This window comes from Sphingobacterium paucimobilis HER1398 (assembly GCF_000416985.1).
GTDB classification, from domain to species: Bacteria; Bacteroidota; Bacteroidia; order Sphingobacteriales; family Sphingobacteriaceae; genus Sphingobacterium; species Sphingobacterium paucimobilis.
This window is the reverse complement of sequence record NZ_ATDL01000014.1, coordinates 331593-350184: the sequence shown is the minus strand read 5'-3', so window position 1 is coordinate 350184 and position 18592 is coordinate 331593. Positions and strand designations below refer to the sequence as shown.

14 protein-coding genes and 2 tRNA genes are annotated in these 18592 nt (G+C 40.1%); 7 read left to right on the top strand and 9 right to left on the bottom strand.

The features are described 5' to 3' along the window. Nucleotides 1-72: 72 nt before the first annotated feature. The 4 genes from trxA to M472_RS32690 form a co-directional block, all read right to left on the bottom strand. Entirely contained in the window at nucleotides 73-390 is a 318-nt protein-coding gene (gene trxA, locus M472_RS32705; RefSeq protein ID WP_021070119.1) for a thioredoxin, read from the bottom strand. Nucleotides 391-480: 90 nt separating this feature from the next. Next, nucleotides 481-4896, bottom strand: coding sequence for a DNA polymerase III subunit alpha (dnaE, locus tag M472_RS32700; protein WP_021070118.1), 4416 nt, complete (start codon nucleotides 4894-4896; stop codon nucleotides 481-483). Between the two features lie 330 nt (nucleotides 4897-5226). Continuing rightward, nucleotides 5227-5739: an OmpA family protein gene (locus tag M472_RS32695; protein ID WP_021070116.1), complete on the bottom strand. Its 513-nt coding sequence runs from the start codon at nucleotides 5737-5739 to the stop codon at nucleotides 5227-5229. A gap of 51 nt (nucleotides 5740-5790) precedes the next feature. Continuing rightward, nucleotides 5791-7998, bottom strand: a complete 2208-nt coding sequence (locus M472_RS32690; protein ID WP_021070115.1) for a glucoamylase family protein — start codon at nucleotides 7996-7998, stop codon at nucleotides 5791-5793. 185 nt (nucleotides 7999-8183) lie between these two features. On the opposite strand from M472_RS32690, the gene M472_RS32685 reads away from it, so the two are divergent. The 3 genes from M472_RS32685 to M472_RS32675 all read left to right on the top strand — a co-directional run bounded on the left by M472_RS32685 (nucleotide 8184) and on the right by M472_RS32675 (nucleotide 8766). Continuing rightward, nucleotides 8184-8256: transfer RNA gene (locus M472_RS32685), tRNA-Gly, on the top strand. Between the two features lie 5 nt (nucleotides 8257-8261). Continuing rightward, nucleotides 8262-8346: transfer RNA gene (locus M472_RS32680), tRNA-Leu, on the top strand. 228 nt (nucleotides 8347-8574) lie between these two features. Continuing rightward, nucleotides 8575-8766, top strand: a complete 192-nt coding sequence (locus tag M472_RS32675) for a hypothetical protein (RefSeq protein ID WP_021070114.1) — start codon at nucleotides 8575-8577, stop codon at nucleotides 8764-8766. On the opposite strand, the gene M472_RS0122660 is transcribed toward M472_RS32675, so the two are convergent. Continuing rightward, on the bottom strand, nucleotides 8763-9059 hold the full coding sequence (locus tag M472_RS0122660) for an FtsB family cell division protein (protein WP_022829324.1): 297 nt from the start codon (nucleotides 9057-9059) through the stop codon (nucleotides 8763-8765). The two genes, M472_RS32675 and M472_RS0122660, sit on opposite strands and share 4 nt — an antisense overlap. Nucleotides 9060-9189: 130 nt before the next feature. After that, nucleotides 9190-10485: a phosphopyruvate hydratase gene (gene eno / locus M472_RS32670; protein WP_021070112.1), complete on the bottom strand. Its 1296-nt coding sequence runs from the start codon at nucleotides 10483-10485 to the stop codon at nucleotides 9190-9192. A 295-nt stretch (nucleotides 10486-10780) separates the two neighbouring features. Here eno and M472_RS32665 point away from each other — a divergent pair, with 295 nt between their 5' ends. Continuing rightward, the gene (locus M472_RS32665) at nucleotides 10781-12085 is read left to right on the top strand and encodes a DEAD/DEAH box helicase (RefSeq protein WP_021070111.1); all 1305 of its coding nucleotides are present in this window, start codon (nucleotides 10781-10783) and stop codon (nucleotides 12083-12085) included. Here M472_RS32665 and coaD read toward each other — a convergent pair. Genes coaD through M472_RS32650 form a run of 3 tightly spaced genes read right to left on the bottom strand, consistent with a single transcriptional unit; the run spans nucleotide 12075 to nucleotide 13925 of the window. Continuing rightward, nucleotides 12075-12548, bottom strand: coding sequence for a pantetheine-phosphate adenylyltransferase (coaD, locus tag M472_RS32660; protein ID WP_021070110.1), 474 nt, complete (start codon nucleotides 12546-12548; stop codon nucleotides 12075-12077). The genes M472_RS32665 and coaD overlap by 11 nt on opposite strands. A 43-nt stretch (nucleotides 12549-12591) precedes the next feature. Then, nucleotides 12592-13140: an RsmD family RNA methyltransferase gene (locus M472_RS32655; RefSeq protein ID WP_021070109.1), complete on the bottom strand. Its 549-nt coding sequence runs from the start codon at nucleotides 13138-13140 to the stop codon at nucleotides 12592-12594. Then, nucleotides 13131-13925: a DUF3822 family protein gene (locus tag M472_RS32650; RefSeq protein WP_021070108.1), complete on the bottom strand. Its 795-nt coding sequence runs from the start codon at nucleotides 13923-13925 to the stop codon at nucleotides 13131-13133. Before M472_RS32650 ends, M472_RS32655 begins: the two co-directional genes overlap by 10 nt. A 93-nt stretch (nucleotides 13926-14018) precedes the next feature. Here M472_RS32650 and M472_RS32645 point away from each other — a divergent pair, with 93 nt between their 5' ends. The 3 genes from M472_RS32645 to M472_RS32635 all read left to right on the top strand — a co-directional run bounded on the left by M472_RS32645 (nucleotide 14019) and on the right by M472_RS32635 (nucleotide 18568). Beyond that, complete coding sequence (locus tag M472_RS32645; protein WP_021070107.1) at nucleotides 14019-15437, top strand: ATP-dependent DNA helicase; 1419 nt, start codon at nucleotides 14019-14021, stop codon at nucleotides 15435-15437. Nucleotides 15438-15524: 87 nt separating this feature from the next. Next, nucleotides 15525-18011 carry a S9 family peptidase gene (locus tag M472_RS32640; RefSeq protein ID WP_021070106.1) on the top strand — a complete coding sequence of 829 codons (2487 nt, stop codon included), beginning with the start codon at nucleotides 15525-15527 and terminating at the stop codon, nucleotides 18009-18011. Between the two features lie 8 nt (nucleotides 18012-18019). Beyond that, the gene (locus M472_RS32635) at nucleotides 18020-18568 is read left to right on the top strand and encodes a hypothetical protein (RefSeq protein WP_021070105.1); all 549 of its coding nucleotides are present in this window, start codon (nucleotides 18020-18022) and stop codon (nucleotides 18566-18568) included. Nucleotides 18569-18592: the final 24 nt, after the last annotated feature.

Here is an 18592-nt window from a genome sequence, read left to right as displayed (position 1 = left end):
AAACAAAAACAGTGTACAAAAAAAAGCATTCATTACTGAATGCTTTTCTATGTAGTTTCCAAAAAGAAAATTTTACAATTGCTTTTCCAATTTTTCAGTCAATACCGATTTAGGAACTGCACCTACTTGTTTATCAACGATCTCACCATTTTTGAAATATAACAATGCAGGAATATTTCTAATACCAAAACGTACTGATATCTCAGGGTTGTTATCAACGTTCACCTTGCCAACAACAGCTTTACCATCATATTCTTTTGCAATCTCATCCACTACCGGACCTACCATGCGACAAGGACCACACCATTCTGCCCAAAAATCGATCAATACAGGTTTATCGGATTTCAAAACAAGCTCCTCAAAGTTGCTATCTGTAATTTCTAATGCCATAATAATATCCTCTTTTTATAATTTAACACAAATATAATCAATTGCCCACAATTGTAGTCTAATCGTATTGTAATAAATATCTATACCCTATCAATTTAATTGATATCGGATTCCTTTATTCTCCAACTCATCGATCAATTCGTTAGTCACTTTAATCTTTATAGTTTTGGCTGGCATCTCTACAGCAATATTTTCCTGTACATCCATTACCTTAAACTTCAAGCTACAATTGGCAACCTCTCCCTCTTCGACTGAAGCATGTACCAGCTCATTGATCAGCTTCACCACCTCTTCATTCAACTGCTGCAAAGCAATCTGTATAGTAAAGCTCTTAGCCAGCTTTTCTCTTAAATCAGAGAGCAATTGTATGTTCTTGATTTCAAAGCCCCAGTTTCCGACCTGCTTAAAACGTTCTTGCACTAACCCTCGGATTTGTACAAAATAACCGTCCTGGAGATATCCTTTAAATTTGACATAATCTTCTCCAAAAACAGCAATTTCATAAGAATCCGAATAATCTTCGATTACAAACGAACCAAAAGGTTTACCATTTTTGGAAACACGATGTGCCGCATTTGCAATAATACCACCGACAACAGCTTCTTTATTTTTGATGCGATTAAATTCAAGAAGCACTTCCTCTTCTACTTCCGAGGCTTTTACCTTATTGATCAGCTGCAAATCTCGAACTGTATTCGCACAAAAGTGCTTAATCTCAAACTTATAGTTATCTAACGGGTGACTTGTCAAATATATACCAATAACATCCCGTTCATATTTTAACTTTTCGATTAAGCCCCAAGGAGGACAAGGTGCCAAAACAGGCTCTGGCAATTCAGCTGCTGCTCCACCACCAAAAAGACTAGCCTGAGCCGAGTGCTCATTTTCCTTAAAGCGCTGCGCAAACTTTATGGCTTTTTCAATCCCAGTTGTATTATCCCCATCCTTATAAAAATACTGAGCTCGATGCGTATCCGTAAAGCTGTCAAAACCACCAGCATATACCAAACTTTCAAAGGCCTTCTTATTAGCTGAGCGCAAATCAATACGCTTAGCAAAATCAAATATAGATTTATACAATCCTTCGCTACGCGTCTCCACAATGGTATCTACCGCTCCTGCACCAACTCCCTTCACCGCACCAATACCAAACCGGATCGCTCCTTGCTCATTCACCGTAAACTTGTAGTGAGATTCATTCACATCAGGCCCCAATACCGCAAGCCCCATTCGCTTACATTCCTCCATAAAGAAAGTGACCTGCTTAATATCATTCATGTTATTCGACAGTACCGCAGCCATATACTCTGCCGGATAATGTGCTTTTAGATAAGCGGTCTGATAAGCTACCCAAGCATAACAGGTCGAATGGGACTTGTTGAAAGCATAACTTGCAAAAGCTTCCCAGTCCGTCCATATTTTTTCTAGGACCTTAGCATTATGACCTTTCTCTACAGCCTGTTCTACAAACTTAGGTTTCATTTTATCCAACACAGCCTTCTGCTTCTTACCCATTGCTTTGCGCAAAACGTCAGCGTCACCTTTAGAGAATCCAGCAAGCTTTTGCGACAAAAGCATGACCTGTTCCTGATAGACCGTAATACCATAAGTCTCTTGCAGATATTCTTCACACGCATCCAAATCATAAACAATAGGTTCAATACCATGCTTTCGTTTAATGAAAGAAGGAATATACTCCATCGGCCCCGGTCTATACAATGCGTTCATAGCGATCAAATCCGCAAAAACCGTAGGCTTCAGTTCTTTCATATACTTCTGCATTCCAGGAGATTCATATTGGAAAACCCCAATAGTCTCTCCGCGTTGGAATAGTTCGTAAGTGATCTCATCGTCAATAGGAAACTCATCCGGGTCCAACTCAATACCGTGTCTCAGTTTGACGTTTGCAACCGTGTCCTTAATAAGAGTCAGCGTCTTAAGACCCAAAAAGTCCATCTTAAGCAACCCCGCACTCTCAACCACCGAGTTATCAAACTGAGTAACATACAAGTCGGAGTCCTTTGCCAATGATACCGGCACAAAATTCGTAATATCATCGGGCGTAATAATCACACCACAGGCATGAATTCCTGTATTACGCATAGATCCTTCCAACACACGCGCTTGCTTGATTGTCTCGGCCTCAAGCCCAGCCCCATCTGCCAAAGATTTTAAGCGATTCACTGCATCCAACTCTTCTGAGCGAAGCACCTCCTTGAGCGCTTTTTCTTCCAGATTGAAAATCTTGCTCAGCTTCAAGTTCGGGATTAACTTCGCTATTTCGTTCGCGTCTGACAAAGGCAAATCCAACACACGCGCCGTATCCTTTATAGAAGATTTGGCCGCCATAGTACCATACGTAATAATCTGTGCTACCTGAGATGCGCCATACTTGTCTATTACATATTGCATTACGCGACCACGCCCCTCATCATCAAAGTCGATATCAATATCTGGCATGGATACCCGATCCGGATTCAAAAAACGCTCAAAGAGCAAGTCATACTGAATCGGATCAAGGTTAGTAATACCTAGGCAGTACGCTACAGCAGAACCTGCTGCTGAACCACGTCCAGGCCCAACAGAGACCCCCATATCACGTGCAGCAGCTATAAAGTCTTGTACAATCAAAAAATACCCAGGATATCCGGTACGCTCAATGGTTTCGAGTTCGAAATCCAATCGTTCCGTAATCAAATCATCTATCTCCTTATAACGCTTTCTCGCTCCCACATACGTAAGATGCCTCAAATAGGCATTTTCCCCCCGCTTCCCACCATCCAAATCATCTTCAGCATGTTGAAATTCTTCGGGAATCTCAAACTTAGGAAGGAGTACGTCCCTATTAAGCGAAAAGATCTCGACCTTATCCAAAATCTCCTGAATAGTCAAAATAGCCTCAGGCAGGTTACCAAAAGCTTTCTTCATTTCTTCAGAAGATTTAAAATAATACTCCTGATTAGGCATACCAAAACGGAAACCTCTTCCCCTTCCTTTTGGGGTCGAAAGCTTTTCTCCATCTTTTACGCACAACAAGATATCATGGGCATGCGCATCGGCCTTATTTACGTAGTACGTATTATTAGTTGCGACTAATTTTACCTGATGTTTCTTTGCCAGTCGGATCAGGGTTTCATTCACCCTATCTTCATCTTCCTGCCCATGTCGCATCACTTCGATGTAAAAATCATCTCCAAACAGCTCTTTCCACCACACCAAAGCTTCCTCCGCCTGATTTTCACCAATGTTTAATACTTTACTGGGTACCTCGCCCTGAAGATTACCCGAAAGCACAATTAAGTCGTCTTTATACTTCTCGACAATGCTCTTATCGATCCGAGGCACATAATAGAAGCCCTCAGTATAGGCTGCCGAAGCCATTTTTGCTAAATTGTGATATCCTTTTTTATTTTTCGCTAAAAACACGATTTGATAGCCATTGTCCTTTCTAGACTTATCCTTGCGGTCCTCACAAACAAAAAATTCACACCCCACAATAGGTTTAATCAGCTGTCCTGTCGGTTCCTGTCCAGCTTCAATCTCCTCCTTCTGCTTTGCTTCGACTTCTTTATTATGCCCAAGCACTTTGCTCACAAAATGAAAAGCCCCCATCATATTCCCGTGATCCGTCATTGCTACCGCAGGCATATTATGTTTTGCCGCCGCTGCTACCAAATCCCCGATAGAGATCGTTGACTGAAGCACCGAAAACTGAGAATGATTATGCAGATGCGCAAAAGGCGCATTCTTCAATGCCTCTAACGCCTCCTGATCAACAACTATCTTTTTATCTCCTTGATCACGTTGGCGAATAGCATCCGAAGCAGCCTTTAGATTCGTATGTTGAAGCCCAACAGTGGCTATTGGTTCTGGGTTCTGTTTCTTGAATTCTATGAAATACCCCGTATCAACCTGTAGCTCCTCAGCGGTAAAAACATCCTGCCGTACCAATTCAAAGAAACAGCGTGTCGTCGCCTCCACATCGGCTGTTGCATTATGCGCTTCAGCAAAAGGAACACCAAACAGATAAGAGTGAAGCTCGGTAAGATTCGGCAATTTATATCTTCCCCCTCTACCTCCAGGAAGTTTCAACAAATTTGCAGTAACCTCCGTACACGTATCAAGTACAGCCATAGAGGCCATGGGTGATTCAACCTGATAACGATAGAACTCACAGCCCATGATATTGATATCAAATCCAATATTTTGGCCGACAACAAACTTCGCTTTAGCAAGCGCCTCATTAAACTTGACAAGTACGTCTTGCAATGGAACTCCATTCTCCGTAGCTAAAGCCGTCGAGATACCATGAATTTTCTCCGAATCAAAAGGGATGTCAAAGCCATCTGGCTTAATAAGATAATCTTGATGTTCAACTAGATTACCCAATTCATCATGCAATTGCCAAGCAATTTGCACACAACGCGGCCAATTATCTGTATCTGTAATCGGCGCATCCCAACGCTTCGGTAAGCCCGTCGTTTCCGTATCAAATATTATATACATAGTCTATCCCTCTTAATCAAAACAAAAATACTCAAATAAGCTAAGATATTATCGACATTGTTTCCACACCTTGATAAAAAAGAAAGCGCTGATACATGATTATTTTTATTCGAAATTTAATATTTGTAATATTGGCTTTAGTAGATGTTTTTAAAAGAGACTTCTCTAAAAAACACAGACAGCATCTTACTGATCCTATTGATGCTTTTCCTACCCATCTTAGGTTCTATTATTTATTTCATAGGATTACGCAACAGTTGTCCTTTAAACAAAAAGGTTGTATAAATATATTTATACAACCTTTTTGTTATCCACAGATATATCTTTTCATCACTTCAGGATAGTCACCTCTACCCTTCTGTTCTTTTGTCTTCCATCAGCAGTTTTATTATCTGCTACCGGCTTAGAAGGTCCAAATCCTTTCGTCGATATCCTTCCTCCAGATACTCCTGCCTCTTCCAGATATTTCTTCACGGAAGCGGCGCGTTTATCCGACAACCACACATTATACCCCTCTTCACCAGTAGCATCAGTATGTCCATCTACACGAATCTTCTTCGACTTATCATCCTTCATCAGCTTTGCTAATTTTGTCAGCTCCACTTTAGCCTTGTCCGTCAAGTAAGACGAATTAGTTGGGAACAGCACATCCGACGACAAGGTAAACTTGATTCCTTCATCGGTTCTAGAAGCGTCCTCAAACTCACTTTTAACATTTTTCAAACCATCATCTGTCCCGTCCTTAGATACAACAGCACCAGGATTTACAACAATCTGCTGTTGTTTACAAGCTGCAAAAAAAAGAACAGCAGCACTCACTGAAAATAAAAAGATTTTCTTCATATAACTTATTATAACGATCTATCCAAAAACACAAACTAATATATACAAATTTTAGTTAACGTCTTCTTTCTGTGTAAAAAACAATTCTTTTCTTATCCTTTTCAACTCCGGAATCTCTTTGTAAAGCTTCCAGATCAGGCCTGTCTTGGCATTCTCCAGCATAACAGCTATAGCACCCTGATTGAGCGCCAAATATTCATCAGACACATCATCATTCCGCAAGTCCAGCCAAGACCTAAAACCATACTCCGTAAACAAGATATGGCCATATTGACTATATAAGGCTAATACCGATGCTACACCTAATTCTTTGTCAGCAATAATAGACGATGGTGCGATAGCCGGATTTATTCTATAGTTCCCAATACTATCTCTATGTTGATAAAACCCCCAAATATCACTGTTCGTCGTCCCGACCCCTGACTCGTTGTCCCTTCGTTTAACATATTGGATATAGGAATTCAAGACCTTATCCCAGTCCATCAAACTATCTTTTAGTTCTCGCGGTTCTATAGTCAGAAATGGCTTGTACAAATCCATAAGACTTCCGCCAATTTCCCCCAAGGGCAAATACACACCAAACTGTGTCGACGGCTGCATCACCGACAGACCCGCTACCGTATCAAATCTCTCTCTCATAAAAGGAAGTGGATTATAAACGTCCTGTCTGACACTATCGGAATAAATATCCGTATCCAATTCTTCGATATGTTCATACCTTCGGACGTCATATCTATTATACACACCATTACGATAGGCATCAATAGGCAGTGGATACTTAGAGGATCCTATGGCCAACAAATAAGTATTAATCGCATCATTTGGACCAGACAGAAGAGAAGCCGCAACAGGTAGTTCCGAAACCTCTTCTTCCATCAAACTTAACTTAGATCGAAGAATATTATTGCTGTTTTCTACTACCAATTTTTGCCAATTTACATTATCGTAAAGTGCCGTTATACGACTTCGCAAATCCCTCTCGCTCTCATTATCTGCTGCAAAATATTGTCTAGCAATCAAGAGTGCTTCGATCAACGAAGCCGTTCCATTGACGTCATAAGAAGAAAAACCCCTTCTATACTCGGGCACTCCCTTTCTGCCGTCAAAATAAGACGGAAAAACCCCGTATTTATTCTGCGCTCGCAAGAGAAAATAAGTCATCTTCGAAATCCTGTTGAAAGCAAGCTGCCTGTTGATAAACTTTCGTTCTACGCCGATCAGCAGTGCCAGCACAGCAGGAGCTGTTTCTTTGGTAGAAACAATGGCTTTCTCTTTGGAACGATAGGGCATATACATACCGCTATTGATGTCGAAATTCTCGACAAAGTAATTGATATGCGTCATTTGTATAAGTGTAATCAAGGCATCGTTTTCCATACGTTTTGTTGATGCTTCCTTAACTGCAGAAAACAATGATTCCTCATAGTTATAATCCATCCATGTTATCTTATAAAAATACTTCTGCCCTACTACTGGAACGATATCAAGACAAGACTGCATTTGAACGGGCCTTATCCCAATAGGCCTAAACACTTCACCGTCTTCCGACCTGTATATTTTTATATACCGTATACTGGGAGTCAAAGGAAGTTGCCATTTCAGATGAACGATACGATCGTATCCAATAGCATCTGTTAATACCGCATTAGTACTTAACTTGACTTCCGAATACTTGGCAGGCAAAAACTCCACCTGATCGATAAATATGTGATGTAGATCACTAGAAGCGACATTCTGAATAAAATGTATACCATTAATAGGCTCCTCTAGATTTACAATCTTGAACTCTTTCGTAGGTACCTTGACCTGCAACCACTTACCTACTTCAAAATCCTCCACATAGGAACTGATATCCAATGTATCAGAAACTTTATCTCGCTGTCCGATGTATATTCTAGGCAGATCAGCAAGCTTGGTATGCTCCGACTTTATATATATCCGTATACTTAAAAAATCTTTATTAGAAAATCTATAATGATATTTCTGACGGCTATAACGTAGACTGACATCCCAATGCCCTTGCTCATTCGACAAATAGCGAAGAGACAGCGCATTACCAGGTGTAAAAAACAACGTGTCAGAAACCAAAAGATGCCCATTTACATTCTCCACCCAACTTGCTCCTGCGTATTGCACACGACTTTTTGCGTAACTTCCCTTCACCAAACTGTTATCAAATACCACCTCAGGATAAGTATCTGCGTACACTTTTACGGAACAAAAAATAAAGAAAAAAACAAGGAAACCTAAGTACTTCATATCTTTCTATCGATTCAATATTCAAATTTACGCAAAAACCATGCATAAACCGCCGCTAACGAAGAATTTGTTGATCACATCAAAAATTAATCCACACAAATTGAGCCGCTTACAGGAACATACAAAAATTAAGAATATAAAAATTTTACTTTTTCATTTTTCTGTCTATCTTTGCATCACGTCAAGCGAAAGTAGCTCAGTTGGTAGAGCACAACCTTGCCAAGGTTGGGGTCGCGAGTTCGAATCTCGTCTTTCGCTCAGTTGCCTAGGTGGTGGAACTGGTAGACACGCAGGACTTAAAATCCTGTTCCCGTTAAGGGAGTGCGGGTTCGATTCCCGCCCTAGGTACAAAAGGCTAATCAGAAGATTAGCCTTTTTTATATATAATTATTTCGTCTACCTATTCCCACTTATTCCAAAACACCAAATAAGGAATTTCTTCTCCCGTGCAGTCCAAAACGATGTCTTTACCGAACATAAACCTCGACTCACCGATCTTTATAGAATACTCGCCTAAAACCGCTGCCAACAGTTTTCCAATCTATCTATTTTTGAATACAGCAATACGCCCTAACAATGAAAAATTTAATAGCATGGCTCATCAGTACCTTATTCATCATGGTAACTGGTTCTTCTAAAGGAGAGAATATAGAAAAACAATCTACAGCGCACATACACAATAAGCACAAATTAACAGAATTAAGAAAAGATTGGGATTATCAAAAGGAGAGGCCGTTCACCTCAATTTCAGAAACAGCAAAAAACTAGTCAGGATCCACCTCAGATATTACATACACATCCTCGTTTGCCTTTTTCATTTTATACCTTTCTCGAGCTATACGTTGTATTTCTCCAGGATTGAACTGCGCATCTTTAATTGCTTTTTCGATATTATCTGTTTCAGTAGAATAAAACTCTTTTTCCAGCTCTAATTTATTTCTCTCCTGTTGATAGCCAATTTGAGTAGCAAAATCATACCTGTCAAAAAAACACATCCATATTAAAAAAGCAACGCCTGATATGAGAAATCTATTCTTAACTAAAGATACTATTCTTTCCATAACGCAAAAATAACACTATGATCGGACTTTACATCTAAAGTTAAATAAACTTTTGGATAAAAAACAAGCCCCCATCACTGTATACTTTTATCAAATAAAACAAAAAAGGGGCGATCGCCCCTTTTTTGTTTTATTTGATAGCAAATTTAAAATCTTTTCCGATGAATCTAGCATTTGCACCAAGCTCTTCTTCGATACGCAACAATTGATTATATTTTGCCATACGATCCGAACGTGAAGCCGAACCAGTTTTAATCTGACCACAGTTTAAAGCTACGGCCAAATCAGCAATTGTAAAATCTTCTGTTTCGCCCGAGCGGTGAGACATGACAGAGGTATAACCACTATTTTGAGCAAGAGTAACCGCATTAATCGTTTCTGTCAACGATCCGATCTGATTTACCTTAACCAAGATAGAATTGGCGGTATTTGTATCGATACCTTGTTGAAGACGTTTTGTATTTGTCACAAACAGATCGTCACCTACCAATTGTACACGTCCTCCGATTTTATCCGTCAACAACTTCCAACCGGCCCAATCATCCTCTTGCATTCCATCCTCGATTGAAATGATAGGATATTTTTCGGACAACTCGGCTAGATAAGCAGCCTGTTCTTCCGAACTACGCACAGCTCCCTTATCGCCTTCAAATTTCGTATAATCGTATTTTCCATTTACAAAAAACTCAGATGCAGCGCAATCTAAAGCCAGACAAATATCCGACCCCGGTTTATAACCTGCCGACTCAATAGCTTTCAACACCGTCTCAATAGCATCCTCAGTACCCTCAAAAGTTGGAGCAAAACCACCTTCATCCCCTACTGCAGTAGACAGACCTCGATCGTGCAAGATCTTTTTAAGACTATGAAACACTTCTGTTCCCCAGCGCAAGGCTTCGGAAAAAGAAGGTGCCCCAACAGGCATGATCATAAATTCCTGAAAAGCGATAGGAGCATCAGAGTGCGATCCACCATTAATGATATTCATCATTGGAATAGGCAATGTATTCGCATTGACACCTCCGATATAACGATATAACGGCTGACGGGACTCCTGAGCAGCAGCTTTTGCAACAGCTAGAGACACACCTAAAATAGCATTAGCACCTAACTTACCTTTATTCTCTGTACCATCAAGATCAATCATGATCTTATCAATTGCGTTTTGTTCAAAAACATCAACACCTTCCAAAGCTTTCGCTATAACTGTATTAACATTCTCTACCGCCTTCAAAACACCTTTACCAAGGTATTTTGCCTTATCGCCATCACGCAACTCGACCGCTTCGTGAACACCTGTAGATGCTCCAGAAGGAACAGCAGCTCTTCCCACAAAACCATTTTGTGTGGTTACATCAACTTCAATTGTTGGATTTCCGCGCGAATCTAAAATCTGGCGCGCATGTACATCGATAATTAAACTCATTTTCTTTTATAAGGTTATGATCAAACACAGCTAACACTTAGTGTATTATTAACACTAATATATGGCCTATAATTCAAAAATAGAAATTATATATGAAATATCCATACAGAGCTTACATACTATATCATAAAAAAGCGTTCAATCGGGGAGATTGAACGCTTTTTTACTAACCAATTATTAACCTAAATTATGAATACTAGATAACAAACAAAACCCATGCCAAAAAACAAACCATTATTAACTACAGCAACATCTTATTCGACAGATAATAGGTAGAAAAAAGTATCTTTGCGCCATGGAATTATCAGCACTGTTAAAAAGACTACAGATCGAAGATCTTAATAATATGCAGAAACAGACCTTGTCGCAATTCACTCCAGCACAAGATCTCCTATTATTATCACCCACCGGCTCGGGTAAGACACTAGCTTTTAGCCTCTTAATAGAGCAGTTAATTATAAACAAAAAAAATGAAGTACAAGTCCTCATAGTCGTTCCTACACGCGAACTGGCTTTACAAATAGAATTTGTTATCAAAACAGTCATAAAAGGCCATAAAACAGTATGTTGCTATGGAGGGCACGACACGAAGACAGAGAGAAATGCATTGAAAGAGGCTCCTGGTATCTTAATAGGTACTCCTGGACGTATCATATACCACCTGGATCACAAACATTTTTCAACAGACAGTATCCACACCCTAGTATTGGATGAGTTTGACAAATCGCTAGAACTGGGTTTCCTAGATCAACTGGAAAGAATCATCTCCGCATGTACTGCTATTCAGCGTAAAATATTGACATCCGCTACCGATCTAGATGATTTCCCCTCTGTTCTCAAATTGAACAACCCCATAAAATTAGACTTCTTAGCAGACATAGAAAACAAACCTGCTATACATTTCAAAAAGACAGTATGTCCGCCACAATACAAATTACAGACACTATTCAACCTAATATGCAGCCTAGAGAACCAAAAGATACTGATATTTTGTAACCACCGAGATGCAGTCGACCATATCAGTGAGCTATTAGAAGACAGAGGACTCATCCACGATATGTTTCACGGTGGGCTAGAACAACGTGATCGGGAATTGGCAATACTTAAATTCAGGAATAACAGCAACAGGATACTCATCACTACCGACCTGGCAGCGAGAGGATTGGACATTCCTCAGATTGACACAATCATACATTATCAGCTGCCTAACAAAGAAGACGCATTTATACATCGAAACGGACGAACAGCACGCATGAACAATGCTGGACAAGTTGTCATTATGTTAAAACCTGAAGATCATTTCGCCTATCTTCCAGACGACACCGAAGAGATCATCTTAGAAGACAGGTATCCGCTTCCGGACAATACCCCTTATGCAACCGTATACATCCCTTATGGTAAAAAAGATAAGGTAAATAAAATAGATATCGTTGGATATATGCTACAAATGGAAGGATTGGAAAAGACAGATATAGGTCTGATTGAAGTAAAAGACAAAGAGTCTTATATTGCCATAAAAAGACATTTGCTGACAACCATCATCAAAAATACTGAAAACGGTAAGATCAAAGGCAAGAAAATAAAGTTCTTCAGGACCTAGCCTTTAAAAACGCCAGCACCGCAGGAGGGACCAACTTATTGACAGATCCTCCATTTCCGAGAATATCACGAACAATGGTTGAAGAGATATGAGCCGTACCACTACGACTTATCAGGAAATAAGTTTCTATACCCGGAGCCAGTATAAGGTTGTTTTGCGCTATCGTATCTTCATATTCAAAGTCCTTCGTATTCCGCAATCCCCTCAGGATAAAGTTGGCTCCTACTTTCTGACAATAATCAACTGTCAATCCGGTAAAGAGATCCACAACCACTCTCGAGTCTCCTCTATACAGTTCTTCGATAGCCAATTTTCGCTCCTCGTAGGTCATAAGCCCCTTCTTAGAAGCATTGACCCCTACAGCAATATAAACTTTATCAAACAGCGTTAAAGAGCGATCCACTAAATCCTGATGCGCATAAGTAAAGGGATCAAATGAACCTGGGAAAACTGCTACTTTCATATCGAAACAAAATCAATAATACTTATTATTCCAAACTATCAGCCTAAGGTTGCAAATCAGGCTGCTTATAAAAACTAAAAGAGGAATTTCCATATTTCCTAGTCTCAACATGTAAAGCATGTTGTCCTAATTTGCGCATAGTGGGATGTTCCACAACTAAAACTCCTCCCGGATTTAAAAGACCGTTGGACAGGATCAACTCTGGCAACTGGGGCAGCACACCGATATCATACGGTGGATCCGCAAAAACAAAATCAAACGAATCGCCACAACTCTGTACAAACTTAACCACATCTGCTTTACGCGTACGTATAGCTTCAAGATTGTGCTTACTCGCTATATCACGCACATACAGTAGACACTTGTTATGAATATCGACAGATAGCACCTCTTTTACTCCTCTAGAAGCTAATTCAAACGAAATATTTCCAGTACCGCAAAATAAGTCTAGACAGCTAAGCCCATCCCAATCGACATATTGCTGCAATATATTAAACAAAGCCTCTTTAGCAATATCCGTGGTTGGACGCACCGGCAAATTAGTTGGAGGATTAAGCCTAATTCCTCCCAATGTTCCTCCAATTATACGCATGACACACTATCCGCTAAAACATTCAATGCTTCCAATGCTCGTTCCACATCACCATCCGCTACGGACCACTTGTCTTTCGCTTGAATCATATCGACCCATTCTGCATATCTATCCAAACGGGCAAACCATTCAGACTCCCTAGATGCTCCACTCAATAAGATCTTCGATATTTTCCCTTTAATAGAAAAATTGTTAAACACATTCAGTACAAAGTAGCTAAGATCATCCGCAGTAGCCACTTCAAATGTATTATACAATCGCATCTCCCCATTTATGAACAAGAACAAATCAGCCTGATCATCATAAATATGAACACCGAGAACCTCACCCTGAATAGGGATATAGCTTTGAACCTGATTGATAACAACCTCAAAACAGGGCGTAAAACCAGCCTCTGGAAATATCTTTTTCCAACGATTGAGCAAAGAACGTTCGTATTGATACAAAGCAGTGATTCCCAAAACAGAAATATTACTTGTCATAATATGCTCAACTTGACTATCCATAAAATAATCCACATACAAATTCTTTTCTGTTTCATGGTATACATCCGAAGGTACCCATATCAGCCCTTGGTGTGGAAGATTTATAGATACATTCTTAAATGGCAGGCTCAACATCTTCGTTGCCTCCGCAGAAGGACTTAGGTTATCATAAGCCATATAGACCAACACCTGCCTATCTTCATCCAGCACTATCAAGTGGTCAGTTTGAAAATCACTCTGAATAAGGAGTGAATAATTTGACACGTAGTGTAGATAAAAATCGGCTGCTATATAATGCATGTGTATAAATTTTTAAGATAGAGGTAAATCGTCCAATCAAACAAAATTAGCTTTTACAATTGAAATGCCAAACCTTTTTAGATAACTTTGGACGTGTTCATCAACAATTTACTTTTACAACAATTCAGCTGGCCCCCTACCGATCAACAAAAGGAAGTCTTTGGACTGTTGTCGGAATTTCTGCACACTTTTTCAGAAGCCTCCTGCTTTATTCTTAAAGGATATGCCGGTACAGGTAAAACCACAATAATAAGTACATTAGTCAAAAGTCTTCCAGCTATACGAAAAAAAACAGTATTATTGGCCCCCACTGGACGGGCAGCCAAGGTGATGGGATCTTATTCAGGCAGGAATGCATTGACGATACATAAAAAAATCTACAGAAAACGCAGTGTCACGTCCCTTCAGATGGATTTCGAACTCGCCGAAAACCTCCATGAAAACACCCTGTTTATAGTAGACGAAGCTTCCATGATCACCACCGAGGGATTTAATATGTTCTCCAGCGGGCTACTCAGCGACTTGATAACCTATGTACAATCCGGCAAAAACTGTTGTTTAATGCTCGTAGGCGACAGTGCCCAATTGCCTCCTGTTGGACTAGACAACAGCCCTGCTTTAAATCCAGATTTTATACAATCCGAATTTGGATTTCACATTTACCTATATGAATTGACAGATGTTGTCCGTCAGGACAAAGCATCAGGTATATTGTTTAATGCTACAAAAATCAGGAATGAGATTCGCCTCGATGAAGAATCGCCCCAATACACATTTCCTCAATTCGTCACCAAATCATTTAATGATATTTTCAGAATGAATGGCGACAGGCTTATCGAAGGACTACATTATGCTTATGACAAATTCGATATTGAAAATTGCATGGTCATCTGCCGATCCAACAAATCAGCCAATCTATACAACAAACATATCCGCAATCAAATTTTATTCAGAGAGGAAGAGATAACAGGTTCTGACCGAATCATGGTCGTCAAAAACAACTACTACTGGTTACAACAGCATGACGAAACACATACTGGCTTTATAGCTAATGGAGACATGGCAGTCATCAGAAAAGTAGGCAATATCCATGAGATGCACGGTTTTCGTTTTGCCGATCTCTATCTTGAATTTACAGATAATAATGAAGGCGATGCCATACGCTGCCGTGTCAACCTAGACAGCTTGCACGTTGATGCCCCTTCCCTACCTTATGAACAACAGCAACAGCTCTACGAATCTATAGCTCGAGACTATGAAGATATCCCACAAAAAAAGGACAGAATGGAGGCTATAAAAAAAGACCCCTATTACAATGCTTTACAAATCAAATTTGCTTACGCCATCACCTGCCATAAAGCACAGGGCGGCCAATGGCCCCTCGTATTTGTAGATCAAGGCTATATGACCGATGAAATGCTAAACACCGAGTTTCTGAGATGGCTTTACACCGGTATTACCCGAGCTACAAAAGAATTATTCTTGGTAAACTTCAATGAGAAGTTCTTCTAGCTATCAAAAATATTACAGGCTTCCATCGTTTCTCCCTAAATAAAAGGATATTTTAGCCCTCCTAAATTATTAACATTTTCATTTGGCATGAAGTATTATTTATTAGGTATATTAGCCTTATATGTCACCTTGGGACATACTCAAGAGATAGAGAAAGCAATTAAACCGAACTATCAGCAAGCGGCTAAGTTTGCTCCCCACAAATTGAGAAGTTTAATCTTTTCAACCGAAGTGACACCAAACTGGATTAATTACAGTGACAAGTTTTGGTATGAATATACCACCCCATCGGGTAAAAACTGGTACCTGGTTGACCCGAGCGCACGAAAAAAAACCAATCTATTTGACAATGCTGAAATGGCAGCAAAAGTCACCTCGATAGTCCGTAATCCATTCGATGCTCAGCATCTTTCTCTACAGAATCTCCGTTTTATGGACAATGAAAATCTAATCCGTTTTGAGGTACAAAGCACCAAAGATACCGTGAAGAGTAAGGAGGAAATCCAAAAACAAACCAACAAAAGAGATACTGTCAAACGTAAAACTTTTCACTTTGAATATAACATTATATCCAAACAGCTCAAAGAAATAAGCGATACTACCAAAGAAAAAGCCAAGCCAAGCTGGGCCAGTTTTAATCCAGACACTACCCGTGTGTATTTTGCGAAAAATTACAACCTCTATTGGATGGATTATGATAATTACCTGAAAGCATCCAAAGATGAAAAGGACTCTACTATCGTCGAACATCAAATTACAACCGATGGCGTACCTTATTATGCCTGGGGCGGTGATCAATACAGCACCACCACGACCGACAAAAAGTCAAAGGAAGAAGAATTAAAAAAACGTAAAGGGGTATGGCTCAACTGGTCTCCAAACGGAAAGCACTTTGCCATTTCCAGAAAAGACAACCGTGAGATATCCGATCTATGGGTGATTAACAATGTCGGTGGCAAACGTCCTACCTTAGAGCCCTACAAGTACTTGATGCCTGGCGAAAAGGACTCTACAGAAGCGGAGTTATATCTATTTAACACCGACACACACCAAGCCAAACAAATCAGTATAGCAGCTTTTAAAAATCAAACCTTGAGCCTATGGGGACAAGAAAGAACAAAAGCCAGTTACAAAGGCAAACATTACATCAACTACTGGCTTGGCAATGACCAAGAGTTTTACATGGCACGCTCAAGTCGCGACCTGAAAAAAATAGATGTTATTGCCGTAAATATCGATGGAAGTACCCGCGTACTTGTCGAAGAACGCGCCAATGTATATCTAGATATCAAAGCGCCGAAACTTGTCAACAATGGTAAACAATTCATACACTGGTCTCAACGCGATGGATGGGGACATTTTTATCTGTACGATATACAAGGTAAGCTGATCCACCAGATCACAAAAGGAGACTTCCACTGTGATGAACTAACAGCGTACCATGAATCTACCGGAAACCTGTTTTTTAAAGCCAATGGTAGAGAAAAAGGAATAGATCCTTATTACACATTCTACTATTCGATCAACAAGAATGGAGGTGCCGCAAAATTATTAACACCTGGAGATTTCGATCATCAGGTAGCTGTCAGCGAAAGTGGCAACTATATCATTGACAACTTCTCACGCGTCAATACACAGCCGGCCACCAATCTTTATAGCTCTTCAGGTCAGCTAATCATGAAATTGGAAGAAGCAGACCTATCCCAATTATTTGCAACAGGATACAAATTCCCCGAACCTTTTAAAGTCAAAGCAGGAGATGGTATTACCGACCTATATGGTGTGATGTACAAACCATTCGACTTCGATTCGACAAAAACATATCCAATTATTGAGTATGTATATCCTGGTCCTCAAACAGAAGCCGTAAATAAGAGCTTCGGCAGAGGGATGGATCGAATTGACCGCTTAGCGCAAATGGGATTCATCGTTATTTCCGTAGGAAATCGGGGCGGACACCCTTCCCGTTCAAAGTGGTACCATACTTACGGTTATGGAAATTTGAGGGATTACGGTTTAGAAGACAAGAAAGTGGTAGCCGAACAACTAGCCAACAAGTATCCCTATATAGACATCAACCGTGTCGGTATAACAGGACACTCCGGAGGTGGGTTTATGTCCACTGCAGCTATGCTCGTATATCCTGATTTCTTTAAGGTAGCCGTATCTGGAGCTGGTAACCACGAAAACAACATCTATAACAGATGGTGGTCCGAACGTCATCACGGTGTTAAAGAAGAAGTATCAGCAAAAGGAGACACCTCATTCAACTACCAGATTGAGAAAAACACCGAATTAGCTAAAAATTTAAAAGGCAAACTATTAATCGTCACCGGAGACATTGACAACAATGTACACCCTGCCAACTCCATACGTATGGTAGATGCACTTATCAAAGCAAACAAAAGATTTGATTTTGTGTTATTACCGGGACAACGCCACGCCTTTGGTGATATGACAGAATATTTCTTCTGGAAAATGGCAGATTACTTCAGCGAACATTTACTGGGTTCCTCCAACATGAACGAGGTAGATATGACTGAGATAAATAAAGACCGTCCCTTGAGGCGTTAAGAGAAACAATGGACAACCAACGGTTCCAGACTATTTCAGAAGCACTGTACCAATACGGTGCTTCTGATCTTAATAAGGATATCTTAAAACATATATCTATTGATGAATTGATTTGCGTAAGCACATCAACAGAAAACCAACGTGCTGCGTTTCGTGCAGCATGGGCATTAGAACACATCCTGCTCTCCTCTGTCGATCTACTCCATCGATACCAGAAACAGATTGCAACCTTATACATCACTACGACGAATTGGAGTGTCTTAAGAAGCATCTCAAAACTTCTCCTGGAGCTACACAAAGCTTCAAAAAAGGGATTAGACCTTCCAGATGAAGATAACGAAGAAAAACTCCTCGAAAAGACCTTTCAACTATTAGCAGATACCAACTGCCCCATTGCCGTACGCTGTAACGCATACGACATACTCCTGGCATTCGTTGTCAAACACCCCTGGCTTGCACATGAATTACGGATTCAGATCCAATTTGACTTAGAGAAAAAAAATACCCCCGCTTTATCAAGCAGAGGTTTAAGAATCTTAAAGAAGCTGAAAGATTAAAGACAACATGATCGCCTAGAGAGG